Annotated in this window: 27 protein-coding genes, 1 tRNA gene and 2 pseudogenes; 22 read left to right on the top strand and 8 right to left on the bottom strand. The window is 57.3% G+C overall.

Going from position 1 to position 23,270, the window contains the following annotated elements; all coding sequences use genetic code 11:
* Positions 1 to 16: 16 nt before the first annotated feature.
* Positions 17 to 619: a cold-shock protein gene (locus tag PSH97_RS21540; RefSeq protein ID WP_301271480.1), complete on the bottom strand. Its 603-nt coding sequence runs from the start codon at positions 617 to 619 to the stop codon at positions 17 to 19.
* 464 nt (positions 620 to 1,083) lie between these two features.
* Between PSH97_RS21540 and PSH97_RS21535 the strand changes: the two genes are divergently transcribed.
* The 17 genes from PSH97_RS21535 to PSH97_RS21455 all read left to right on the top strand — a co-directional run bounded on the left by PSH97_RS21535 (position 1,084) and on the right by PSH97_RS21455 (position 14,214).
* The gene (locus tag PSH97_RS21535) at positions 1,084 to 1,422 is read left to right on the top strand and encodes a ribbon-helix-helix domain-containing protein (RefSeq protein ID WP_305446615.1); all 339 of its coding nucleotides are present in this window, start codon (positions 1,084 to 1,086) and stop codon (positions 1,420 to 1,422) included.
* A 136-nt stretch (positions 1,423 to 1,558) separates the two neighbouring features.
* Positions 1,559 to 1,780, top strand: a complete 222-nt coding sequence (locus PSH97_RS21530) for an FmdB family zinc ribbon protein (protein ID WP_010457489.1) — start codon at positions 1,559 to 1,561, stop codon at positions 1,778 to 1,780.
* A gap of 121 nt (positions 1,781 to 1,901) precedes the next feature.
* Positions 1,902 to 3,677 carry an aspartate--tRNA ligase gene (gene aspS / locus PSH97_RS21525; RefSeq protein ID WP_305446614.1) on the top strand — a complete coding sequence of 592 codons (1,776 nt, stop codon included), beginning with the start codon at positions 1,902 to 1,904 and terminating at the stop codon, positions 3,675 to 3,677.
* Between the two features lie 122 nt (positions 3,678 to 3,799).
* Positions 3,800 to 4,546: a YebC/PmpR family DNA-binding transcriptional regulator gene (locus tag PSH97_RS21520; protein WP_008072427.1), complete on the top strand. Its 747-nt coding sequence runs from the start codon at positions 3,800 to 3,802 to the stop codon at positions 4,544 to 4,546.
* Between the two features lie 158 nt (positions 4,547 to 4,704).
* Positions 4,705 to 5,229: a crossover junction endodeoxyribonuclease RuvC gene (gene ruvC / locus PSH97_RS21515; RefSeq protein ID WP_007897036.1), complete on the top strand. Its 525-nt coding sequence runs from the start codon at positions 4,705 to 4,707 to the stop codon at positions 5,227 to 5,229.
* 114 nt (positions 5,230 to 5,343) lie between these two features.
* Entirely contained in the window at positions 5,344 to 5,958 is a 615-nt protein-coding gene (gene ruvA, locus PSH97_RS21510; protein WP_038981959.1) for a Holliday junction branch migration protein RuvA, read from the top strand.
* Positions 5,959 to 7,020 (top strand): Holliday junction branch migration DNA helicase RuvB, encoded by a 1,062-nt coding sequence (gene ruvB, locus PSH97_RS21505; RefSeq protein WP_008006678.1) that lies wholly within the window; start codon positions 5,959 to 5,961, stop codon positions 7,018 to 7,020.
* Between the two features lie 127 nt (positions 7,021 to 7,147).
* Positions 7,148 to 7,615 carry a tol-pal system-associated acyl-CoA thioesterase gene (ybgC, locus tag PSH97_RS21500; RefSeq protein WP_007933231.1) on the top strand — a complete coding sequence of 156 codons (468 nt, stop codon included), beginning with the start codon at positions 7,148 to 7,150 and terminating at the stop codon, positions 7,613 to 7,615.
* Positions 7,605 to 8,300, top strand: coding sequence for a protein TolQ (gene tolQ / locus PSH97_RS21495; RefSeq protein ID WP_007897030.1), 696 nt, complete (start codon positions 7,605 to 7,607; stop codon positions 8,298 to 8,300). The genes ybgC and tolQ overlap by 11 nt, the downstream gene beginning before the upstream one ends.
* Positions 8,301 to 8,323: 23 nt before the next feature.
* On the top strand, positions 8,324 to 8,776 hold the full coding sequence (gene tolR, locus PSH97_RS21490; RefSeq protein ID WP_162556275.1) for a protein TolR: 453 nt from the start codon (positions 8,324 to 8,326) through the stop codon (positions 8,774 to 8,776).
* Entirely contained in the window at positions 8,776 to 9,855 is a 1,080-nt protein-coding gene (gene tolA / locus PSH97_RS21485) for a cell envelope integrity protein TolA (RefSeq protein WP_305446613.1), read from the top strand. Before tolR ends, tolA begins: the two co-directional genes overlap by 1 nt.
* Positions 9,852 to 11,153: a Tol-Pal system beta propeller repeat protein TolB gene (gene tolB / locus PSH97_RS21480; RefSeq protein ID WP_038981961.1), complete on the top strand. Its 1,302-nt coding sequence runs from the start codon at positions 9,852 to 9,854 to the stop codon at positions 11,151 to 11,153. Before tolA ends, tolB begins: the two co-directional genes overlap by 4 nt.
* A 52-nt stretch (positions 11,154 to 11,205) precedes the next feature.
* The gene (gene pal, locus PSH97_RS21475) at positions 11,206 to 11,703 is read left to right on the top strand and encodes a peptidoglycan-associated lipoprotein Pal (RefSeq protein ID WP_003178634.1); all 498 of its coding nucleotides are present in this window, start codon (positions 11,206 to 11,208) and stop codon (positions 11,701 to 11,703) included.
* A 6-nt stretch (positions 11,704 to 11,709) separates the two neighbouring features.
* Complete coding sequence (gene ybgF / locus PSH97_RS21470; protein WP_305446612.1) at positions 11,710 to 12,567, top strand: tol-pal system protein YbgF; 858 nt, start codon at positions 11,710 to 11,712, stop codon at positions 12,565 to 12,567.
* A gap of 166 nt (positions 12,568 to 12,733) precedes the next feature.
* Positions 12,734 to 13,381: a 7-carboxy-7-deazaguanine synthase QueE gene (gene queE, locus PSH97_RS21465; protein ID WP_305446611.1), complete on the top strand. Its 648-nt coding sequence runs from the start codon at positions 12,734 to 12,736 to the stop codon at positions 13,379 to 13,381.
* Position 13,382: 1 nt separating this feature from the next.
* Positions 13,383 to 14,075: a 7-cyano-7-deazaguanine synthase QueC gene (gene queC, locus PSH97_RS21460; RefSeq protein ID WP_407682160.1), complete on the top strand. Its 693-nt coding sequence runs from the start codon at positions 13,383 to 13,385 to the stop codon at positions 14,073 to 14,075.
* Between the two features lie 63 nt (positions 14,076 to 14,138).
* Positions 14,139 to 14,214 (top strand) — tRNA-Lys (locus tag PSH97_RS21455).
* Positions 14,215 to 14,470: 256 nt separating this feature from the next.
* On the opposite strand, the pseudogene PSH97_RS21450 reads toward PSH97_RS21455, so the two are convergent.
* Positions 14,471 to 14,655, bottom strand: a pseudogene (locus PSH97_RS21450) (DegT/DnrJ/EryC1/StrS aminotransferase family protein); the annotation flags it as partial.
* Between the two features lie 66 nt (positions 14,656 to 14,721).
* On the opposite strand from PSH97_RS21450, the pseudogene PSH97_RS21445 reads away from it, so the two are divergent.
* Both PSH97_RS21445 and PSH97_RS21440 read left to right on the top strand, forming a co-directional pair.
* Positions 14,722 to 15,375, top strand: a pseudogene (locus PSH97_RS21445) (aminotransferase class III-fold pyridoxal phosphate-dependent enzyme); the annotation flags it as partial.
* Positions 15,376 to 15,409: 34 nt separating this feature from the next.
* On the top strand, positions 15,410 to 16,624 hold the full coding sequence (locus PSH97_RS21440) for a pyridoxal-phosphate-dependent aminotransferase family protein (RefSeq protein WP_305446609.1): 1,215 nt from the start codon (positions 15,410 to 15,412) through the stop codon (positions 16,622 to 16,624).
* Positions 16,625 to 16,772: 148 nt separating this feature from the next.
* On the opposite strand, the gene PSH97_RS21435 is transcribed toward PSH97_RS21440, so the two are convergent.
* Together PSH97_RS21435 and PSH97_RS21430 are read right to left on the bottom strand one after the other, a co-directional pair.
* Complete coding sequence (locus PSH97_RS21435; RefSeq protein ID WP_305449845.1) at positions 16,773 to 17,081, bottom strand: acyl-homoserine-lactone synthase; 309 nt, start codon at positions 17,079 to 17,081, stop codon at positions 16,773 to 16,775.
* Positions 17,068 to 17,253, bottom strand: a complete 186-nt coding sequence (locus PSH97_RS21430; RefSeq protein ID WP_305449844.1) for an acyl-homoserine-lactone synthase — start codon at positions 17,251 to 17,253, stop codon at positions 17,068 to 17,070. The genes PSH97_RS21435 and PSH97_RS21430 overlap by 14 nt, the downstream gene beginning before the upstream one ends.
* 228 nt (positions 17,254 to 17,481) lie before the next feature.
* Between PSH97_RS21430 and PSH97_RS28640 the strand changes: the two genes are divergently transcribed.
* The 3 genes from PSH97_RS28640 to nadA all read left to right on the top strand — a co-directional run bounded on the left by PSH97_RS28640 (position 17,482) and on the right by nadA (position 19,353).
* A complete protein-coding gene (locus tag PSH97_RS28640) occupies positions 17,482 to 17,592 on the top strand; it encodes a hypothetical protein (RefSeq protein WP_407682189.1) in 111 nt (36 codons plus the stop codon).
* 65 nt (positions 17,593 to 17,657) lie between these two features.
* The gene (locus tag PSH97_RS21425) at positions 17,658 to 17,849 is read left to right on the top strand and encodes a LuxR family transcriptional regulator (RefSeq protein WP_305446608.1); all 192 of its coding nucleotides are present in this window, start codon (positions 17,658 to 17,660) and stop codon (positions 17,847 to 17,849) included.
* A 445-nt stretch (positions 17,850 to 18,294) separates the two neighbouring features.
* Positions 18,295 to 19,353: a quinolinate synthase NadA gene (gene nadA / locus PSH97_RS21420; RefSeq protein ID WP_305446607.1), complete on the top strand. Its 1,059-nt coding sequence runs from the start codon at positions 18,295 to 18,297 to the stop codon at positions 19,351 to 19,353.
* Between the two features lie 135 nt (positions 19,354 to 19,488).
* Here the strand turns inward: nadA and PSH97_RS21415 are convergent, their stop codons facing one another.
* The 4 genes from PSH97_RS21415 to PSH97_RS21400 all read right to left on the bottom strand — a co-directional run bounded on the left by PSH97_RS21415 (position 19,489) and on the right by PSH97_RS21400 (position 23,200).
* Positions 19,489 to 19,977 carry an RDD family protein gene (locus PSH97_RS21415; protein WP_007903319.1) on the bottom strand — a complete coding sequence of 163 codons (489 nt, stop codon included), beginning with the start codon at positions 19,975 to 19,977 and terminating at the stop codon, positions 19,489 to 19,491.
* Between the two features lie 95 nt (positions 19,978 to 20,072).
* The gene (locus PSH97_RS21410) at positions 20,073 to 20,285 is read right to left on the bottom strand and encodes a cold-shock protein (RefSeq protein WP_003175786.1); all 213 of its coding nucleotides are present in this window, start codon (positions 20,283 to 20,285) and stop codon (positions 20,073 to 20,075) included.
* A 380-nt stretch (positions 20,286 to 20,665) separates the two neighbouring features.
* Complete coding sequence (gene gcvT / locus PSH97_RS21405) at positions 20,666 to 21,790, bottom strand: glycine cleavage system aminomethyltransferase GcvT (RefSeq protein ID WP_305446606.1); 1,125 nt, start codon at positions 21,788 to 21,790, stop codon at positions 20,666 to 20,668.
* A gap of 33 nt (positions 21,791 to 21,823) precedes the next feature.
* Positions 21,824 to 23,200: an L-serine ammonia-lyase gene (locus tag PSH97_RS21400; protein WP_305446605.1), complete on the bottom strand. Its 1,377-nt coding sequence runs from the start codon at positions 23,198 to 23,200 to the stop codon at positions 21,824 to 21,826.
* Between the last annotated feature and the right edge of the window lie 70 nt (positions 23,201 to 23,270).

Raw genomic sequence — 23,270 nt, 5'->3', positions numbered from 1 at the left:
TTTTTTAGCTTTGGAGTCAGCGACGCGGCAGGGCGGCGATCACATCTTCGGCTTGCAGGCCTTTGTCACGGTTCATGACAGAGAACTCCACGCGCTGGCCTTCGACCAGAACACGGTGGCCTTCACCGCGAATTGCCCGGAAGTGCACAAAAATATCATCGCCGGAGTCGCGGGAAATAAAGCCGAAGCCTTTGGAGGTGTTGAACCATTTAACGGTGCCAGTATCGCGGTTGCTCATGTCATAGCTTGGCGAGGCGGCGGCCGGTGAAGATTTGTAGAAGCTGACGGCCAAGTGCAAAAGAATGGCGATCAGGGCAACGACCAGACTGAACAGAACGGCAGGTTGACCGGCGATGACAGGCATCGGGGCGAACAATGTCAGTGTTTGCAATACCACAGCCAGAACCAGCAGGGCGCTGACCAGATTTTGCAGTTGATGACGCGGCCCTTTGTTCCAGTAAGGGATAACAGGTGCAAGGGTGAGGTTGAGCAGGCCGAAAAAGGCCAGGTACAGCGCATCGGGTTGTTGCAGGTAAGGTACCGCTTCGGATCGCAGGCTAGGGATGAAGGACAGCAGCAAGGCTGCTGCGCCCATTAGCAGGTGGACGATTTTCAACATTTTGATTAACTCACGTTAAGACGGATCACAAGGAAGAGCTGATGGAGCACGGTTCGCTTCAGAACAATAAGAGGCGTTGGACACGTACCCGGTATCAGCCTATGCGCAGCCCCCGGAAAATAGGTGGTAGCGACACACTGCCTATTTAACAGCAAAGCCCGCCGCTACTCAAATCAGGCAGTCCGGCGGTGCTTGTCTTCTGGCCGCTGAGCAGATAACGATTGCTGAGTGTTGTTTGCGCGCTGTGTTCCTCTGATCTTTTGCCTTTCATTGAGTGATGTTGCGTCAGTCTTCGTAGGAAATCGTCAGGCCTAGGACGTGCTCCATGATCTCCCCTTTGTTGTTGGCTTATCCTACGTCGATGGTCATAAAGTCATCTAGATATCCCTGTACGCCTGCGCTTTTATAAGGAAACGGAATATGAGTCTTATAAGCAGCAAGGATGGCAAAGGAGTGTCAATGGTATGGTTTATCAAGAGAGGCGAAGCGAGGGGAGGGTCGGTCCACTCAAGGAAGTAAGGATTGATTCATTTGTCAGTGAATTCGATATGGGCCTGGCCCAGCCATTATCCCGGTCCGTGCGTTTGAATGGCTTTGCGACCTGTTTGCGATTGGAGCAGGTCTATTGGGATATTTTAAGTGATATGGCCAAGGTCAATTGCTGCTCGATCAGTGCGCTGTTGTCCCATGTGGATCGCGAAGTGCATTTGCGCCATGGCGGGGTGAAAAACTTCACCGGGCTGGTGCGGGTTGTCTGCGTCGTGCACAGCCTGAAGGAGGGAAGTTGCCTCGTCATGGCCTAGCGGTGGCGGTTGATCGTGTCGAGTGTCGGTCTGTGCAGTCTTACGGCTGCACAGGCTGCATTTAATGGATATAATCCCGCCCTTTGCCGCAAAGCCCAGCATGCGCGGTAGCAATCTGATCGCCGAGACAACCCCCATGCCGATGTACGACTATCAATGTGCTTCCTGTGGTCATCAGTTGGAAGCCATTCAAAAGATCAGCGCAGCACCGCTGGTCGACTGCCCTGCCTGCCAGGCGCCAGAGCTTAAAAAGATGCTGTCCATGCCGGGCTTCCGCCTTAGCGGCACCGGCTGGTACGAAACCGACTTCAAGACCGGTTCCAAGAAAAATCTGGCCGGTGGCGACAAAGCTGACTAGGGTCTGGCGCCCGGTCTGAATGACACGCGCGAGCTCTTGCATCATCCGGCACCTTTATTCAAGTGCGGGGGCGGCAAGACCTCCAACCGAATTTCGAATTACGAGAAGCGAAACCACTACCATGATGCGCAGCCATTATTGCGGCCAACTGAACGAAAGCCTGGAAGGCCAGGAAATTACCCTTTGCGGATGGGTCCACCGTCGTCGTGACCACGGTGGGGTGATTTTCCTCGATATCCGTGATCGTGACGGTCTGGCCCAGGTGGTGTTCGATCCGGACCGCGCTGAATCCTTCGCCGCAGCCGATCGCGTGCGCAGTGAATACGTGGTCAAGATCACCGGCAAGGTTCGCCTGCGTCCGGCCGGTGCCACCAACGCCAACATGGCGTCGGGCATGATCGAAGTGCTGGGCTACGAGCTGGAAGTATTGAACGAAGCGGAAACCCCGCCGTTCCCGCTCAACGAGTTCTCCGACGTCGGCGAAGAAACCCGCCTGCGTTATCGCTTCCTCGACCTGCGTCGCCCGGAAATGCTCGAGAAGCTGCGTCTGCGTTCGCGCATGACCACCAGCATCCGTCGCTTCCTGGACGAGAACGGCTTCCTCGATGTCGAGACGCCGATTCTGACTCGCGCCACGCCAGAAGGCGCTCGCGACTACCTGGTGCCGAGCCGTACTCATGCAGGTAGCTTCTTCGCCTTGCCGCAATCGCCACAGCTGTTCAAGCAGCTGCTGATGGTCGCCGGCTTCGACCGTTACTACCAGATCGCCAAGTGCTTCCGCGACGAAGATCTGCGCGCCGACCGTCAGCCGGAGTTCACCCAGATCGACATCGAGACCAGCTTCCTCGATGAAAAAGAGATCATGGGCATCACCGAACAAATGATCCGCAACTTGTTCAAGGAAGTGTTGGGTCTGGAATTCGGCGACTTCCCGCACATGACTTTTGAAGAGGCCATGCGTCGCTACGGTTCCGACAAGCCGGACCTGCGTAACCCGCTGGAACTGGTTGACGTTGCCGATCAACTGAAAGAAGTCGACTTCAAGGTGTTCAGCGGCCCTGCCAACGACCCGAAATGCCGCGTTGCCGCTCTGCGCGTTCCAGGCGCAGCAAGCATGCCGCGCAGCAAGATCGACGACTACACCAAGTTCGTCGGCATCTACGGTGCCAAGGGCCTGGCGTACATCAAGGTCAACGAGCGCGCCAAAGGCGTCGAAGGTCTGCAGTCGCCAATCGTCAAGAACATCCCGGAGGCCAACCTCAACGTGATCCTCGATCGCGTCGGTGCAGTCGATGGCGACATCGTGTTCTTCGGCGCCGACAAAGCCAAGATCGTCAGCGAAGCCCTGGGCGCGCTGCGGATCAAGGTTGGTCACGATCTGAACCTGCTGACCTGCGAATGGGCCCCGATGTGGGTCGTCGACTTCCCGATGTTCGAAGAGAACGACGACGGCAGCTTCACCGCGTTGCACCACCCGTTCACCGCGCCGAAGTGCACGCCGGAAGAGCTGGAAGCCAACCCGGCAACCGCGCTGTCCCGTGCCTACGACATGGTCCTGAACGGCACCGAGCTGGGTGGCGGTTCGATCCGTATCCACCGCAAGGAAATGCAACAGTCGGTGTTCCGTCTGCTGGGTATCAGCGAAGCGGAGCAGGAAGAGAAATTCGGCTTCCTGCTCGACGCCCTGAAATACGGTGCGCCGCCGCACGGTGGCCTGGCCTTCGGTCTGGACCGTCTGGTGATGCTGATGACCGGCGCCCAGTCGATCCGTGAAGTGATCGCCTTCCCGAAAACCCAGAGCGCTGCCTGCGTCATGACTCAGGCACCGGGTCTGGTGGATGCCAAGGCATTGCGCGAACTGCACATTCGTCTGCGCGAAACGCCTAAAGCTGAGTAAGGCTGACCAGAAGGGCGCATCTTCGGATGCGCCCTTTCCATATAGAAGGTCGAGATTTTTATTTGCTGGCTGGCGCATCATGGCGTGGCGGGCAATGTTTCAAAGATAATTCGGAGCGAGTTATGGCGGGTCATTCCAAGTGGGCGAACATCAAGCACCGCAAAGAACGTCAGGATGCCAAGAAGGGCAAGATTTTCACCAAGTGGATTCGTGAACTGACGGTTGCTGCTCGTCAGGGCGGCGGTGATCCAGGCTCCAACCCGCGTCTGCGTCTGGCGCTGGATAAAGCGCTGGGCGCGAACATGAGCCGCGACATCATCGATCGCGCGGTCGCTCGCGGTGCCGGTGCTGCCGATACCGACGACATGGTCGAGCTGACCTACGAAGGTTACGGCCCGGGCGGTGTGGCAGTGATGGTTGAATGCATGACCGACAACCGCAACCGCACCGCAGCGGCTGTTCGCCATGCGTTCAGCAAGTGCGGCGGCAACCTGGGCACCGACGGTTCGGTGGCCTACCTGTTCGAGCGCAAGGGACAGATTTCCTTCGCGCCAGGCGTGGATGAGGATGCGCTGATGGAAGCGGCCATGGAGGCCGATGCCGATGACGTGGTGACTCACGAAGACGGCTCCATCGATGTGTTTACCTCGTTCGCCGGCTTCTATTCCGTGCGCAACGCTTTGGAGGCCGCAGGCTTCAAGGGCGATGATGCGGAAATCGTCATGCTGCCGACCACCAGTGCCGAACTGGACCTGGAAGGCGCCGAGAAGGTTCTGAAGCTGATCGACATGCTCGAAGACCTGGACGACGTGCAAAACGTGTATTCCAACGCCGACATTCCGGAGTCGGTGGCCGCACAGCTCGGATAAGGGCGACTAAGATTCAGTGTGGGAGCTGGCTTGCCTGCGATGGCGGCGTGTCAGGCTACATCATTGTTTGATGTGCCTACGCCATCGCAGGCAAGCCAGCTCCCACATTTGTTATTCGCTGTATTGAATATCGTGCTCTTACCTAACCCGCAGGCGTTATGACTTTAATTCTTGGTATCGACCCCGGTTCGCGTATCACCGGTTATGGCGTGGTACGTGATACCGGGCGTGGTTGCGTGTACGTGGCGTCGGGTTGCATTCGCACGGGCTCCGGCGAGCTGCATGAGCGTCTGCAAATCGTCTATCGGGGCGTGCGTGAAGTGATCCAGACCTATGGCCCGGTAACCATGGGCATCGAAAAAGTCTTCATGGCCCGCAATGCTGACTCCGCGCTCAAACTCGGTCAGGCTCGCGGCGCAGCCATCGTGGCCGGGGCCGAGGAAAGCCTGGAAATTGCCGAATACACCGCGACCCAAGTCAAGCAGGCGGTGACCGGCACCGGTGGGGCGAACAAGGAACAAGTGCAAATGATGGTCATGCACATGCTGAAATTGACCAGCAAGCCGCAAATCGATGCTTCGGATGCCCTGGCCATTGCGATTTGCCACGCTCACACCCGGTCCAGTCTGTTGCCTCATGGTCTGGGTACAGCACGCAGTCGTGGCGGGCGCCTGCGTCTCTGATAGCATCAGCAATCATTTTTATGGAATGAGGGTTTTGCGCCTGTGTTGTCGGCGCAAAACCCTTGTTCTGTCAGTCGCCAGCACTGATCTGGCCAAGGCTCAAGGATCTGAAACGTGATTGGACGCTTGCGCGGCACTTTGGCTGAGAAACAGCCGCCGCACCTGATTCTGGATGTAAACGGTCTGGGGTATGAGCTGGAAGTGCCCATGACCACGCTTTATCGCTTGCCGTCGGTCGGTGAACCGCTGACCTTGCACACCCATTTGGTCGTGCGCGAAGACGCGCAGTTACTCTATGGCTTCTTCGGTAAGCGCGAGCGAGACTTTTTTCGCGAGCTGATCCGTCTCAATGGTGTGGGGCCGAAACTGGCACTGGCCTTGATGTCGAGCCTGGAGGTCGACGAGTTGGTGCGTTGCGTGCAGTCCCAGGACACTTCGGCGCTGACCAAGGTGCCGGGCGTGGGCAAGAAGACGGCCGAGCGTTTGCTGGTGGAACTCAAGGACCGCTTCAAAGCGTGGGAGACCGTGCCGGCGATGTTCGCGTTGGTGCCAAACCAGCCGGGTGGGCCAGATGCGCCTCCGGTCGCCACCGCCGAAAATGACGCGGTCAGCGCGCTGATTTCCCTGGGCTACAAGCCGCAGGAAGCCAGCAAGGCGATTTCTGCGATCAAGGAGAAAGGTTTGAGCAGTGAAGACATGATTCGTCGTGCCCTGAAGGGAATGATCTAAGTGATTGAAGCTGATCGTCTGATCGCCGCCACGGGTGGTCCCCGTGACCGCGAGGAAGTCCAGGACCGGGCGATTCGTCCCGTCAGCCTGGCCGAGTACATTGGCCAGCCAACCGTTCGCGAGCAAATGGAGTTGTTCATCCAGGCCGCGCGTGGGCGCAATGAATCCCTGGATCACACGCTGATTTTCGGTCCGCCGGGCCTGGGTAAAACCACCCTGGCCAACATCATTGCCCAGGAAATGGGCGTGTCGATCAAAAGTACCTCGGGCCCGGTCCTTGAGCGTCCGGGTGACTTGGCGGCCTTGCTGACCAATCTTGAGCCCCATGATGTGCTGTTCATCGACGAGATCCATCGGTTGTCGCCAATTGTCGAAGAAGTGCTGTACCCGGCCATGGAAGATTTCCAGCTCGACATCATGATCGGCGAAGGGCCAGCCGCGCGCTCGATCAAACTCGATTTGCCGCCGTTCACCCTAGTCGGCGCAACCACCCGCGCCGGTATGCTGACCAACCCATTGCGCGACCGTTTCGGGATCGTTCAGCGTCTGGAGTTCTACAACACCGCCGACCTGGCAACGATTGTCAGCCGTTCGGCGAACATTCTCGGTTTGCCACTGGACCCGGAAGGTGCCTTCGAAATCGCCCGCCGTGCCCGTGGCACGCCGCGGATCGCCAACCGCTTGCTGCGTCGGGTCCGGGATTTTGCCGAGGTCCGCGCCAAGGGCCACATCACCAAGCCGATCGCCGACCTGGCGCTGAACCTGCTGGATGTCGACGAGCGCGGTTTCGACCATCAGGACCGACGCCTGCTGCTGACCATGATCGAGAAGTTCGACGGTGGGCCGGTGGGGGTGGACAGTCTGGCGGCAGCCATCAGCGAAGAGCGCCACACCATTGAAGACGTGCTGGAGCCGTATTTGATCCAGCAGGGCTACATCATGCGCACTCCGCGGGGGCGGGTGGTCACTCGGCATGCGTACCTGCACTTCGGTTTAAACATCCCGTCACGATTAGGCGAGATGCCCGTGGTAGACGAGTTCCTCGATGCCGTGGACGATTAGTCACCTTTGCGCGCTGATTTATTCGGTGTTTGTGCTGTCCCAGGACCGTACTTTCGCCAGAAAGCCGCGAATCAATGAAAAACAGTTGCCTGGCCGGATTGGCAACCTGAGGAGTAAGCACTAGAGTATGCGCGCGCAAAACGGGCTTGAGCCGTTCGCACATCGTTGTCGCGTTTATTACGAGGACACCGATGCGGGCGGCATCGTGTATTACGTCAATTACCTCAAGTTTATGGAACGGGCTCGAACCGAGCGGCTCCGGGAGCTGGGCTTTGCCCAGTCGGCGCTGGCAGGGGAGGACCTGTTGTTCGTCGTGCATTCCAGCGAAGCGCGTTACCACGCGCCGGCGCGACTGGACGACGAACTGCTGGTAAGCGCTGAAGTAATTGAATTGAACCGGGTCAGCCTGCGCTTCAAACAGCAGGTCAGGCGGGCTACGGATAATGTGCTGCTCTGCGAAGGGCAGTTTCTGGTGGCCTGTGTGCGCACCAACAGTTTGAAACCCCGAGCCATTCCCGAAGCTCTACGTGCGGCCTTTGCCGACGTGAGCGGCGCGGGTACACACTCAAAGCAGGAGATAAAGCGTGGAAGCTAACGTCGTCGACCATTCCTCCATGTGGAGCCTGGTCAGCAATGCCAGTATCGTGGTGCAACTGGTAATGCTGATCCTGGTAGCCGCATCGGTGACCTCATGGATCATGATCTTTCAGCGCAGCAACTTGCTGCGCGCCGGTCGACGTGCCCTGGAGAGCTTTGAAGAGCGCTTCTGGTCCGGTATCGACCTGTCCAAACTCTACCGTCAGGCCGGCAGCAACCCTGATCCGGATTCGGGCGTCGAGCAGATCTTCCGTGCCGGTTTCAAGGAGTTCTCCCGTCTGCGTCAGCAGTCAGGCGTTGATCCGGAAGCGGTCATGGAAGGCGTGGCCCGTGCCATGCGCGTCGCCATTTCCCGTGAGGAAGAAAAGCTCGAGCAGAGCCTGCCGTTCCTCGCCACCGTCGGTTCCGTCAGCCCGTACATCGGTCTGTTCGGTACGGTCTGGGGCATCATGAACTCCTTCCGTGGTCTGGCAACTGCCCAGCAAGCGACTCTGGCCACTGTGGCTCCTGGTATTGCCGAAGCACTGATCGCTACCGCGATCGGTCTGTTCGCCGCTATCCCGGCCGTTATCGCGTACAACCGTTTTGCTGCTCGCAGCGAAACCCTGCTGGGCCGTTACTACACCTTCGCCGACGAATTCCAGGCGATCCTGCACCGCAAAGTGCACACCAGCGAAGAATAAGCAGGTAATTTCCAATGGCTTTAATCGCTCGAGCTCGCAAAAAGCGCAAGCCGGTTGCCGAGATGAACGTGGTGCCTTACATCGACGTGATGTTGGTACTGCTGGTCATCTTCATGGTGACCGCGCCGATGCTTAATCAGGGCGTGAAAGTTGATCTGCCCAAGGTTTCCAGCGAAGCCTTGCCGCAGGACAACAACACTCAGGTCCTGACCATTTCGATCAAGTCTGACAAGACCTACTACTGGAACCTTGGCAGCGAAGTCGACACCGAAAAGCAGCAGGACAAGGCCATGACCTTGCCGCAAATGACTGACGCGGTGACCAAGATCATTCGCGCCGGTACTGAAGGCGGCAAGCGTACCCAGGTATTCATTCGCGGCGACAAGACTGTCGATTACGGCTCCGTCATGGGCGCCATGGGCGGGTTGCAGAAAGCCGGGGTCGGTAATGTTGGCTTGATTACCGAGGCACCCTGATGCAGCAAATGCGAGAGCCGTCCGCCTCGGAAAGCTACTTCTGGCCTAGTGTCTGGGCGATTGTCTTGCACGTGCTGGTTTTTGGCATGCTGTTCGTCAGTTTCGCCTTCACACCGGAGCTGCCGCCGGCCAAGCCGATCGTCCAGGCGACCCTGTACCAGCTGAAATCGAAAAGTCGGGCGACCACCCAGACCAATCAGAAGATTGCGGGTGAAGCGCAGAAGTCTGCTGCGCGCCAGACCGAAGTCGAACAGATGGAACAGAAAAAGATCGAACAGGAAGCGATCAAGGCCGCGGAACAAAAGAAGGAAGATGCGGCTCAAAAAGCCGAAGAATCCAAGAAGGCCGACGAGACGAAGAAAGCGGAAGAGGCAAAAAAGGCTGATGAAGCCAAGAAAGCCGATGAAGCCAAGAAGACCGCCGAAGCCAAAAAGGCCGAAGAGAAACAATTGGCTGATATAGCCAAGAAGAAATCTGAAGAAGAAGCCAAGAAAGCTGCTGAAGAAGAGGCCAGGAAAGCGGCCGCTGAAGAAGCGAAGAAAAAGATCGTCGAAGACGCGAAGAAGAAAGCCGCCGAAGACGCCAAGAAGAAATCTGAAGCTGAAGAGGCGAAGAAGAAAGTCGCCGAAGACGCGAAGAAGAAAGCTGCTGCCGATGCCGCGAAGAAAAAATCGCAGGAAGCGGCACGTAAATCCGCCGAAGACAAAAAGGCCCAGGCCCTGGCAGATTTGCTTTCCGACACGCCGCAGCGTCAGCAGGCCTTGGCCGATGAGCAGGGTGACGAAGTCGCCGGCAGTTTCGATGATCTGATTCGTGCTCGTGCAGCGGAAGGCTGGGCTCGTCCACCTTCGGCACGCAAAGGCATGACGGTCGTGTTGCAAATCGGCATGTTGCCCGATGGTACGGTGACTTCGGTCGGCGTGGCCAAGTCCAGCGGCGACGGTCCGTTTGACGCTTCCGCTGTAGCGGCGGTCAAGAACATTGGACGTTTGACAGAAATGCAGGGAATGAAGCCGAGTGATTTCGCTCCGTATCGTTCATTCAAGATGACATTCACACCTGAGGATCTAGCCTTGTGAGAAACCTTCTTCGAGGAATGCTTGTCGTTATCTGCTGCCTGGCAGGGATAGCGGCAGCTGATGAAAAAAACATTCTGGTCACCAGCGGCAGTGATCGGGCCACCCCGATCGCAGTTGTTCCGTTCGGTAACCAGGGCGGCAGCGTGCTGCCGGATGACATGGCTGAAATTATCGGTAACGACCTGCGCAACTCGGGTTACTACTCGCCGATTCCAAAACAGAACATGATCAGCCAGCCGAGCCAGGCCAGCGAAATCATCTTCCGTGACTTCAAGGCGCTGGGAGCCCAATACGTCATGGTCGGCAGTATCGTTCCAGCGGGCGGTCGTCTGCAGGTTCAATACGCACTGTTCAACGTCGCCACGGAGCAGCAAGTGCTGACCGGCAGCGTGTCGGGCAGCGTCGATCAACTGCGTGACATGGCGCACTACATCTCCGACCAGTCGTTCGAGAAACTCACCGGTATCAAAGGTGCGTTCTCGACTCGTCTGCTGTACGTGACGGCCGAGCGGTTCTCCGAGAAGAACACTCGCTACACGCTGCAACGTTCGGACTATGACGGTGCCCGTGCCGTGACGCTGCTGCAATCGCGCGAGCCAATCCTGTCGCCGCGTTTTGCACCGGATGGCAAACGTATTGCCTACGTGTCGTTCGAGCAGAAGCGTCCGCGCATTTTCATGCAGAACATCGACACCGGTCGCCGTGAGCAGATCACCAACTTCGAAGGCCTGAATGGTGCGCCAGCCTGGTCGCCGGATGGTCAGCGTCTGGCATTCGTACTGTCGAAAGATGGCAACCCGGACATCTATGTGATGAACTTGGGGTCGCGTCAGATCAGTCGTGTCACCAACGGTCAAGGCATCAACACCGAGCCGTTCTGGGGTAAAGATGGTTCGACCATCTACTTCACCTCCGACCGTGGCGGCAAGCCGCAGATCTACAAAACCAGCGCAAGCGGTGGTGGTGCGGAGCGTGTGACCTTTATTGGTAACTACAACGCCAACCCTAAACTGTCGGCCGATGAAAAGACCCTGGTGATGATCCATCGTCAGGAAGGCTTCACTAATTTCAAGGTGGCGGCCCAGGATTTGCAGCGCGGTAGTGTAAAGATCCTCACTGATAGCACTCTGGACGAGTCGCCTACTGTTGCGCCCAACGGCACCATGGTAATCTACGCCACCCGCCAGCAGGGCCGGGGAGTCTTGATGCTCGTGTCCATAAATGGACGCGTGAGGCTCCCGCTTCCTACCGCACAAGGCGAAGTCAGAGAACCGTCCTGGTCCCCTTACCTGAACTGACGCGGCGCTACATGTTGTACTTAACACACTGGGGTTCATTAGGAGTTTCACGATGGAAATGCTGAAGTTTGGTAAATTTGCTGCGCTGGCTCTGGCCATGGCTGTAGCTGTAGGTTGCTCGTCCAAAGGCGGCGACAATGCCGGTGAAGGCGCTGTTGATCCAAACGCTGGTTACGGCGCAAACACTGGTGCCGTTGATGGTTCCCTGAGCGAAGAAGCTGCTCTGCGCGCAATCACCACCTTCTACTTCGAATACGACAGCTCGGACCTGAAGCCAGAAGCCATGCGCGCTCTGGACGTTCACGCCAAAGACCTGAAAGCAAACGGCGCTCGCGTTGTTCTGGAAGGCAACACCGACGAACGTGGTACTCGTGAGTACAACATGGCACTGGGCGAGCGTCGTGCGAAAGCCGTTCAGCGCTACCTGGTACTGCAAGGTGTTTCCCCAGCTCAGCTGGAACTGGTTTCCTACGGCGAAGAGCGTCCAGTTGCTACCGGCAACGACGAGCAGTCCTGGGCTCAAAACCGTCGCGTCGAACTGCGTAAGTAATTCGTCATGCGAACGTGCCGTCGTGCTGTAACTGTTTTGGCTCTCAGCCTCGCACCGCTTGCGGTGTGGGCTGCGGTTCCTGTGGTCGAGGACAACTCCGGCTATAACAATAGCGGGAGCAGTTATCCGCCTGCGGGTTACGGTACGAACGGCGCCTATGCCGGGGGAGGGGTTTCGACCCCTGTCTCGGCACAGGGCCAGCTGTTCAACCAACTACAACAGATGCAGGATCAGATCTCGCGCCAACAGGGTGTGATCGAAGAACTGCAAAATGATGTAGCGCGCATGAAGCAAGAGAACCTGGAGCGATATCAGGATCTTGATCGGCGCATAGGAACCGGCGTTGCACCAGCCGCGACTCCTGATAATTCTTCCACCGGTGGCAATTTGAATGCCCCCGGTGCAGGCGCAGGCGCAGGCGCAGGTGCAGGAGCGGCAGCCGCTGCCACTTCCACACAAGCACCTGCCGCAGGTGGCGAACCGGCTGATCCGGCGAAGGAAAAACTGTATTACGATGCAGCCTTCGACCTGATCAAAGCCAAGGATTTCGACAAGGCCAGCCAGGCTTTCGCCGCATTCCTGCGCAAATACCCGAACAGCCAATACGCGGGCAACGCCCAGTACTGGTTGGGTGAAGTGAATCTGGCCAAAGGCGATCTGCAAGGTGCAGGTCAAGCATTTGCCAAGGTTTCACAGCTGTACCCCAAGCACCCTAAAGTGCCTGATTCGTTGTACAAACTCGCTGATGTAGAGCGCCGCCTCGGTCATACCGACAGGGTCAAAGGCATTCTGCAGCAGGTTGTGTCCCAGTATCCGGGCACTTCCGCCGCTCAGTTGGCACAACGCGACTTGCAGCGCATGTAAGGCTGCTTGAGCTGTATTGAAGAAACCCGCGCCTATCGCGGGTTTTTTCGTTAGAATTCATGCCCTTTTTATGAAACACGCTTTTTGGGATCTGCGCGTTGGCGAGGTTCCTTGAAGTGCCTGACGGAGGCGGACAGCCTGTTTAGCTGTTACGCCCGTGGCGACTATGCAAGACACATTGAGAATCACCGAAGTTTTCTACTCGTTGCAGGGTGAAACGCGGACTGCCGGGCTGCCCACTGTATTTGTGCGCCTGACCGGTTGCCCATTGCGTTGCCAATACTGCGACAGCGCCTACGCGTTCACTGGCGGCACCATTCGCACGCTCGACGACATCCTCGAGCAAGTGGCCGGTTTTCGCCCGCGTTATGTTTGTGTTACGGGTGGCGAACCCCTGGCGCAACCGAATGCCATTCCCTTGCTCAAGCAGTTGTGTGACGCCGGCTACGAAGTGTCGCTGGAAACCAGTGGCGCACTGGATATCTCGGCGGTCGATCCGCGAGTCAGTCGCGTCGTCGACCTGAAAACTCCGGGTTCGAAAGAAGCACACCGCAACCGCTACGAGAACATCGAGCTGCTCACGCCTAACGATCAGGTAAAGTTTGTCATCTGCTCGCGGGAAGACTACGACTGGGCCGTGTCCAAACTGATTCAGTACGGTCTTGACCTGCGTGCCGGCGAAGTCCTGTTCTCGCCGAGCCACCATGATCTGAGCGCGCGTGATCTGGCGGACTGGGTGGTGGCGGACAATCTGCCTGTGCGTCTGCAATTGCAGCTGCATAAATATCTTTGGAATGACGAGCCGGGGCGCTGAAATGACTGAACAAATGAACACTGTCGAAAAACGTGCGGTCATCCTGCTGTCCGGCGGCCTCGACTCCGCGACCGTCGTGGCCATGGCCCGCGCTGATGGCTACCGCTGCTACACCATGAGCTTCGATTACGGTCAGCGCTCGCACGCCGAATTGCATGCCGCAGCACGTGTCGCCCAAGACTTGGGTGTGGTCGAGCACAAGGTGATTGGCCTGAACCTGAACGGTATCGGCGGCTCGGCACTGACCGACACTAGTATCGATGTGCCGGAAACGCCGGGTGAAGGTATCCCGGTGACGTACGTGCCGGCGCGCAACACCGTGTTTCTGTCCCTGGCGTTGGGGTGGGCTGAAGTGCTGGGCGCGCGGGACATCTTTATCGGGGTTAACGCGGTGGATTACTCCGGTTACCCGGATTGCCGTCCCGAGTTCATCGAAGCCTTCGAGCGCATGGCTAATCTGGCGACCAAGGCCGGGGTAGAAGGGCAGGGCTTCCGTATTCAGGCGCCACTGCAGAACCTGAGCAAGGCGCAGATCGTTCAGGCCGGCGTGAAGCTTGGCGTCGATTACGGGCTGACCGTTTCCTGCTATCAGGCAGACGATAATGGCCGCGCCTGCGGTAAATGCGACAGCTGCCGCCTGCGTGCAGAAGGCTTCGCAGCAGCCGGTGTGACCGACCCAACACCTTATTTTTGATTTATTTCAAATTAGGTGTTGAATAGTCCTTAAAAATCAGTATTATACGTGCCACCACACAGCGGGTCGTTAGCTCAGTTGGTAGAGCAGTTGGCTTTTAACCAATTGGTCGTAGGTTCGAATCCCACACGACCCACCATTTTTGTAGCAGTTTTAAAAGTCTGGAAGGCCCACGCAAGTGAGGATTTCCGGATTTTTTTTTTGCCTGCAATAAAGCACAGGCGCGGGTCTGGAAGGGGGAAAGGCAAACACCTGTGTCTTCATCCCAACCCTGCTGATCACCAGAGTAAACGGCACGGAAGATTCTGCCTCCACGCTTCGATGCCCGACCCTTGCTGTTCAGGTCCAGATACCGCTGCCAGCGGCTGAGCCCGAAAGCGCTGTCACTATGTGACTTCGAAATCACTGCCCAAGCATTCGAAATAGTATTTGGCCGCCGCTCGACGATGGGCAGTGGTCGCATGTACGCGAATTGGCCCAAGTCGATGGTCGCGGTAATGTCGGTCATATTGCATTTGGCGCCTAGGACATCCAAACAGTCGAAGCCGTGACGAGTGACGCCTTGCAACCGGTATTTCTCGGTGTTTCACCTTGTAGTGAATGGGGTCCGCTTCCCGGGCTATAAACTCGCTTCTCTCGACTATTACTGTTGGTGCTCTTGGTCGAACCTGTGCAGGGAGAAGGTGGTGTCAATCTGCCTGATGCCGGCTACCTGACCAAGTTGCGTGAGATCTGCAATCGTAAAGGGTGGTTGTTGATGCTGGACGAAGTCCAGACTGGCATCGGCCGCACCGGTCGGTGGTTTGCCCACCAGCACTCGAAAATTCAACCCGACGTAATGACCCTCGCCAAGGGGCTGGGCTCCGGCATACCGATCGGCGCGTGCCTCGCCTGGGGGGATGCAGCGACAACGTTCACCCTAGGCAGTTATGGTTCGACTTTCGGTGGTAATCCTCTTGCCTGCCGTGCAGGAACAGAGACCATAAGGATCATCGAAGAAGACGGTCTGCTGGATCACGCCCGAGAACTCGGAGAGTTTATCGTAGAACAATTGCGCGAAAAATTAGCCGACTTGCCACAGGTCCAGCAAGTACGCGGCCTGGGTCTGATGATCGGGATCATGCTTGATCGTCCCTGCCAGAAGCTGGTGGCTGAAGCCCTGCGTGAAGGCCTGTTGATTAATGTTACGGCCGAACGCGTTATCCGGTTGTTGCCGCCTCTGGTGCTGACTCGCGAAGAGGCCCGCTGGGGAGTCGACACGCTTGTGCGTCTGATCCGGACCTTGCTCCAGCAGGGCTGAATACCTCTCTCGTTGCGAGGCAGTTTGATAGTATATGGCGCGCTTGCAAGCGACATTCGGAGGCTCCCAGCCATCAACTTTCGGAGGAGGTTCCAGCTTTTTTAGTCTTGCCATCCAAGGAGTGATTTTGAGCGAGTTAAAACTGTTCATCCCTGGTCCTACCTGGATCAGGCCCGAGGTACGCAAAGCCGGTAGCTACCCGGAATTCGGACATCGAGACAAGCAGGCAGTCGAGATTATCTCGAACATTCTGATGAACCTTGAGCACATCGCTGAGTTGCCCGCGGCCTATCAGGCGACGCTGATCAATGGCAGTGGCAGCAACGCCATGGAGTGCGCAGTGCGCTCGCTGGTTGCCGAGACCGACCGCGTCCTGTGTATTTGCGTCGGTGCCTTTGGCGAGCTGTTCCAGACGTTGGCCACTGGCTTCAATGCCCACGTTGAGCGCCTGGATTTTACGCCGGGTGCCGGTATCGACTTGGACATTCTGAAGAGTGTTCTGGACAAGGGGAGTTTCGATGTGGTCACGCTGACCCACAATGAAAGCTCCACTGGGGTAGCGACTGATATTGTCCAGGTCTGTGAGCTGATTCGCATGCACGGAGCGCTTGCCATTGTCGATGGCGTCAGTCTTTTTGCCGGCGCACCCACGTGTATCGCACAAGCACTTCCCGCCGCTTACGTAACGGCCACGCAAAAATGCCTGGCGCTGCCACCCGGGTTCGGAATCGCTTTCGTCAATGAGGCTGCGCTCGCCAAGGCGCAGACAATAAAGAACAGGGTGTACACCTTGGATCTGCTTCGGCACGTCGATATGGCGCGGCAAGGACAAACCCTGACGACACCGAACTGCACATTGCTCAACCAGATGCATGTTCAACTTGATTACATCGTCAATCAGGAAGGCTTGCAGGCGCGGTTTGCACGGCACCGCAAGCAGCAGAACGATGTACGGGCCTGGGTGCGCGCCCGGCCGGAACGCTTCAGGTTGTTTACTGAGGACGCCGATGCGTCCCCGTCGCTCACCTCGCTCTATGTCGATTCCAGACTCGACCTGTCGCGCACTAAGGCACTGATGCGCGAAGCCGGATATTTGATCGACACGGGGTATGGCAAGTTGAACAAGCGACTGATGGCCGAAAGTGGTCAGGTCATGATGCGCATTCCTCACATGGGTGACATCAGCGACCAGATGCTGGGAAGTTTCCTTAATGCGCTGGACAATTTCACAGGTGATCTTGCCCGCTGAAAGAGTGGACGCGACTATCGCTCCCAAGCAGTAGAAAGTCCGCCTGGCGATTAGGTCGGACCTTGCGGAACTGCTGCTTGGGTCGGTCCTCGATCCGAGTTATGGCATAGAGTTGAAGCGTTTGCGCACGGGTTGTCACCCATACAGGCTAATGACTCGGCCGAACACCTGATGCGCCGAACAGCGCCTGCAGGGTTTTCTCGTCAAGGTTAATATTAAGGGCTACGGCCTGTTCGATACCGATGCGCAATGAAGGGCCAAAGCGGGTCATGGATATGCCTGTTTTCTTCAGCATCCGTTCAACGCCCACAGTGGTTACAGTGAGCAGCTGATGTGCTTGCCGGTTTAACGAAAATCTGACGACTTCCCTGATTGCTTGCAGCGTGATGTCTGAGAAAGTCGAATTGCCTGGACGTTGGGCGCGAACGACAAAGCGGCTGAGTTCAAGCGTTTGAATATTTTGCGGAGCGGCTTACCGTGGAGCAATTCAGGGAAAGTATCTTTGAGCATGTAGGGCCGACGGTTTCTAGAATCCGCCAGCAACCGATAACCTCGTCCCCCGTATACTGACTGATCAACAGGTAATAAGGGTTGAGACTGTCGTATTCGTCGACCTCTTTGTTATCAATGACGTGGACATCCCAATTTTTTTGTCTTTGAAAATGTGTGCCCGCAACTGGTGCATTCCATCAAGGCGCTGTGTGTTCAAGTGCTCGCGTCGTGCGATTTCGATAAACATTTGATCCCTCCGTGATGTACAGCACTCATTGTCCTCTTGAAAGGTAATGCGACACCACTATCAGTTTTACTAGTCACGTCCCCATTCACATGGACTTATCCATGGCGTTTCCTTGCCGATGCACGGGGCTCGTGGAGAATTTGGCGTGTTTAGTTTCTGTCTGATGCAGAAACGACAGCCATCGCCCGTTCTCATATTTCTCAAGAGATCTCTAATCTTGCCTTGTTAAAAGATATAGCACTTCAAAGTGCTGCATCCTTTGTCTTCGATTCAGCTTCACAAGGCACCTTTAGTTTGACCGAGCAAGAAAGAGAAATCCTGCGATGGTGTTCCAAAGGCAAGACCAGTTGGGAGATATCGGCAATTTTTAACTGCGCTGAAGCCAATATCAATTTTCATATAGGAAAAGTCATCCGCAAATTTGGTGTGACGTCTCGCCGCGCTGCGGTGCTGCTCGCTATAAATGCCGGCCTGATTCAACCCTGAGCAAGAGGTGGACCGCGTTCGTGGTTTCACCAGTGCCGCCTTTGGTCGAAATGGCTGAAAGAAGCCTCTAATGTGAGCAGAGGCTGCAAGGCCATGCTTTTACGGCATTTTATGGGGCTTCCTGCAATCCAGTAGTCCAATTGTCTTCTAGCCAGTTGGTCATAGGTTCGAATCCCGAACACCCCCAAAAAAAATGGAAGGCCCACGCAAGTGAGGATTTTCGGTTTTTTTTTTGCCCGCGATTTATGTCTGGCTCAAGCTGGATGCTGCACCGCGTGACGCAGGTCAGAATGGTCTTTTGCATCTCGGGGATATTCTGTAGCCTTGCGCATCTTCAACGCTATCCACGCCTGATGAACACTCACTCTCCCGGCGGTACCCTGAAGGGTCCAGAGCCGGGTGTATACTCGACTTTCGCGCGAAAGCGCCTGCAGGTCTTGCGAACATGACGCAGATTTCCGAACGCCTTCTGGTTCAAGCCCACCTCGACGCCAAGCAGCCCAAGCCGCTGACGGCCGAGGAAGAGGCTTATTACCGTACTGCCATCGCTGCCGAGCTCAAGGCTCAGGACGCAGTGCTGGTTGCCCACTTCTATTGCGATCCCGTCATTCAGGCCCTGGCCGAAGAAACCGGTGGTTGCGTCTCCGACTCTCTGGAGATGGCCCGCTTCGGCAATGCCCACCCGGCCAAGACCGTGGTGGTCGCCGGCGTAAAATTCATGGGCGAAACCGCGAAAATCCTCAACCCTGAAAAACGCGTGCTGATGCCGACTCTGGAAGCGACCTGCTCGCTGGACCTGGGTTGCCCGGTGGACGAGTTCTCGGCGTTCTGCGACCAGCATCCGGAACGTACGGTGGTGGTGTATGCCAACACCTCGGCGGCGGTCAAAGCCCGGGCGGATTGGGTAGTGACTTCCAGCTGTGCACTGGAAATCGTCGAAAGCCTGATGGATAACGGCGAAACCATCATCTGGGCCCCGGACAAACACCTGGGCACTTACATCCAGCGCAAGACCGGTGCCGACATGCTGCTGTGGGACGGTGCCTGCATCGTCCATGAAGAGTTCAAGGCCAAGCAGCTCGAAGACATGAAAGCGCTGTACCCGGATGCGGCCATTCTGGTGCACCCGGAGTCGCCGACCGCCGTTATCGAGTTGGCCGACGCGGTGGGTTCCACCAGTCAGCTGATCGCTGCTGCGCAAAGTCTGCCAAACAAGACCCTGATCGTGGCCACTGACCGTGGCATCTTCTACAAGATGCAGCAGCTGTGCCCGGACAAGGTCTTTATCGAAGCGCCAACGGCCGGTAACGGCGCGGCCTGCCGCAGTTGCGCGCATTGCCCGTGGATGGCGATGAACACGCTTGAGCGCACGCTGAAGAGCTTGCGCGAGGGGACCAACGAGATCTTCGTTGATCCGGCGTTGATTCCGCAGGCGGTGCGGCCGTTGAAGCGGATGCTTGATTTCACGCAGGCGGCGCGGATGAAGTTGGTGGGGAACGCTTGAGAGCTGTCAGTTAAGCCGCAAAAACTGTGGGAGCGAGCCTGCTCGCGAAGAGGGCATGTCATTCAACATTGATGTTGTCTGACACACCGATTTCGCGAGCAAGCCCGCTCTCACAGTGATTTTCATACGGCGCAATTACTTGGTTTTCTTTGGGATCCGTACAAGCTGTGTATTGGAATAGATGTCATGCCAGCTGCGCTTCTGCTTGTCGAACAGCGACCAGAAGAACCCCAGCCCCAGGCATAGCCAGGACGCGATCGACACCACAAAGCGCAACAGCGCCTGCCACAGGCTGATGGATGAGCCATCGGCGTTTTGCACGCGGATGCCCCAGACCTGCATGCCCAGCGTCTGCCCCGACCAGGTCCAGAACTTGGCGAAGAAGCCGAACAGCACGAACAACAGCACCGTCGACAGCAGCGGATCACCGTCCAGCGCGCCGGCTTCAGTCAAGGCGCGCATTTGGCCTTCGCCGATGATCGCCATCTGAATCATCTTGTAAATGCCGCTGGTGACGATCAGCAGGGCGGTGCATAACAGAAAGTCGTAGAACATCGCTGCCAGACGACGCCCCAGGCCGACGGCGGGGAAGTCGCCCTGTGGGTAGAGCAGGTGTTTCGACATGGCAGCCTCTGAACGGAAAAAGAAGCCATTTTACGGATTTACGCGCACAAAAAAGCCCCTGATATCAGTATCAGGGGCTTTTTCGTTACAGAAGATCAGGCTTCTGCTTGTACTTCGTCAGCCTGCATGCCTTTCTGGCCTTGCACAGCAACGAAAGTCACTTTCTGGCCTTCTTTCAGGCTCTTGAAGCCGTTGCCCTGAATAGCGCGGAAATGTACGAACAGATCCGGACCGCTTTCTGGAGTGATAAAACCAAAACCTTTCTCGTCGTTAAACCACTTGACGGTACCGCTCTGACGTTGGGACATTTCTTATTTCCTTTGACGCAAAAAATGAATGACAGCCTCCTTCTGGTGAAAGAGTACTGGGGCTGGTTGCAGGAGAGTAAGAAGGCGTCGAACGGGATGTAGCTAACTTGTAGGCTACTGCCCAGGTCACGATTCCAAGCGACCCATGCAAACACAGTGAACAAACTCTACGCCAACCACGGGAGAAAAAACAAGCCCTGCGAAGGCCCGTATTTCCTCGGGTTGGTCACACTAGCGCGGGCTTTTTTGACAGAGTTGTTCAGTTGTTTTCAATCGTTATAAGTAACGTTCATAAACGAAACGTACGCACTGTTTTATGGCGGCTGCGTTACAGATTAGTGCACTGTTAACGCAGCCGCGTTACTTATAGAAACAGTCAATCAACCGCGATAGTAGCGTTGTGGAACAAATGGCATTTTGCTTACAAGCAAAGGCACCTTTTTCCCACGAACAATTGCCCAAACCGGCGTATCCAGACCGATGTAAGCGCTGTCGAGGTAACCCATGGCCAAAGGACCGCCAAGGGTCGGACCGAAGCCGCCACTGCACACGCTGCCGATGATGTCGCCGGCATCGTTGACGATCTCTGCACCTTCGCGCACTGGTGTGCGTTCCTGCGGCAGCAGGCCAACGCGTTTGCGGCTGACACCGGCTTGCTGTTGGGCGAACACGGTTTCAGCGCCAGGGAAGCCGCCGGCCCGCGCGCCATCGGCACGTCGAGGCTTGGAGATGGCCCACAGCAGGCTCGCTTCGATTGGAGTGGTTTCGGTATTCATGTCGTGGCCGTAGAGACACAGGCCGGCTTCCAGGCGCAGGGAGTCGCGAGCACCGAGGCCGATGGCCGCTACTTCCGGTTCGGCCAGCAGGGCACGCGCCAGGGCTTCGGCATTGGCCGCTGGTACGGAGATTTCGAAACCGTCTTCACCGGTGTAGCCCGAACGGCTGACAAAGCAGTCCACGCCCAACAGCTTCACGCGGGCGAACTGCATGAAGGTCATCTTCGCAACTTCCGGCGCCAGGCGTGCGAGCACGGTGACAGCGGCCGGGCCTTGCAGAGCCAGCAACGCGCGCTCTTCGAACAGTGGCTCGATCGTGCATTGGCCGCCGATGTGCTTGCGCAGGTGCGCCAGGTCCTGGTCCTTGCAGGCCGCGTTGACCACCAGGAACAGTTCGTCGTTACCGAGGTTGGCGACCATCAGGTCGTCGAGGATGCCGCCGGTCTCGTTGGTGAACATCGCGTAGCGCTGCATGCCCACCGGCAGGTCGATGATGTCCACCGGCACCAGGGTTTCCAGGGCTTGGGCCGCGTTGGCGCCGGTCAGGCGGATCTGGCCCATGTGCGAAACATCGAACAGCCCGGCCTGATCACGGGTGTGCTGGTGTTCTTTCATCACGCCCATCGGGTATTGCACCGGCATGTCATAGCCGGCAAACGGCACCATGCGGGCGCCGAGTTCGAGGTGCAGTGCGTGCAACGGGGTTTTCAACAATTGTTCGGTGGACATATCCAGCTCCTGAAAATAGTGCAGATGCGCGCATCAGCACTCGATAATGTTGACCGCCAAACCGCCACGGGCGGTTTCCTTGTATTTGCTTTTCATGTCGGCGCCGGTCTGGCGCATGGTGCGGATGACTTTGTCGAGGGAGACGAAGTGCTGACCGTCGCCGCGCAAGGCCATGCGCACTGCATTGATGGCTTTGACCGAGCCCATGGCGTTGCGCTCGATGCAAGGTACTTGCACCAGCCCGCCAATCGGGTCGCAGGTCAGGCCGAGGTTGTGTTCCATGCCGATTTCGGCCGCGTTTTCCACCTGCTGCACCGTGCCGCCCAGCACTTCACACAAGGCGCCGGCGGCCATGGAACAGGCGACGCCCACCTCGCCCTGACAGCCGACTTCGGCACCGGAGATCGAGGCGTTTTCCTTGTACAGAATGCCAATCGCGGCGGCCGTCAGTAGAAAGCGCACGACGCCATCTTCGTTGGCGCCGGGGATGAAGCGCATGTAGTAATGCAGCACCGCCGGGATGATTCCGGCTGCACCGTTGGTGGGCGCGGTGACCACGCGTCCGCCGTTGGCGTTTTCTTCGTTGACCGCCAAGGCGTACAGGTTGACCCAGTCCAGCACCGACAGCGGGTCGCGTAGCGATGATTCCGGGTTGTTGCACAATTGCCGATGCAGCGCCGCGGCCCGGCGTTTGACCTTCAGTCCACCGGGCAGGATGCCTTCGTTGCGGCAACCGGCGGTGACGCAGTCTTGCATCACTTGCCAGATCTTCAGCAAACCGGCACGGGTCTCCGCTTCCGGGCGCCAGGCACTTTCGTTGGTCAGCATCACTTGGCTGATGGACAAACCGTAGGTGGTGCAGTGACCGAGCAGGTCCTTGGCGCTTTTGAACGGGAAGGTCAGCGGTGTGGCGTCTTCGACGATGCGGTCGGCACCGGCGGCGTCTTCATCGACGACGAATCCGCCACCGACCGAGTAGTACTCGCGGCTGCGGATCTGCAGGCCAGCCGCATCGAACGCGCGAAAGATCATGCCGTTGGGGTGATAGGCCAACGGTTTGCGAATCATCGCCAGGTGTTCTTTCTCGTTGAACGCAATGCTGTGTTCGCCGAGCAGGTTCAAGCGACCGTTGCCACGAATCTCTTGCAGGCGAGCGGCGACGGTTTCGGTGTCCACGGTGTCCGGGTGTTCGCCTTCCAGGCCCAGCAACACAGCCTTGTCGCTGCCGTGGCCTTTGCCGGTGGCGCCGAGCGAGCCGTAGAGCTCGACTTTGACACAGGTGGTTGCCGCCAGCAGCCCTTCACGGCGCAGACCTTCGGCGAAACGCGCAGCGGCACGCATCGGGCCTACGGTGTGGGAGCTGGAGGGGCCGATGCCAATCTTGAACAGGTCGAACACGCTTAACGACATGGTTGTTCTCCGGTTTCTTGTTATAGGAATTGGCGAAATTTTTTTGACTAAATACGATCCTGTGGGAGCT

The sequence above is a fragment of the Pseudomonas cucumis genome (assembly GCF_030687935.1).
Classification (GTDB): domain Bacteria; phylum Pseudomonadota; class Gammaproteobacteria; order Pseudomonadales; family Pseudomonadaceae; genus Aquipseudomonas; species Aquipseudomonas cucumis.
The sequence above is the reverse complement of the archived record's forward strand: the minus strand, read 5'-3'. Positions and strand labels throughout refer to the sequence as shown.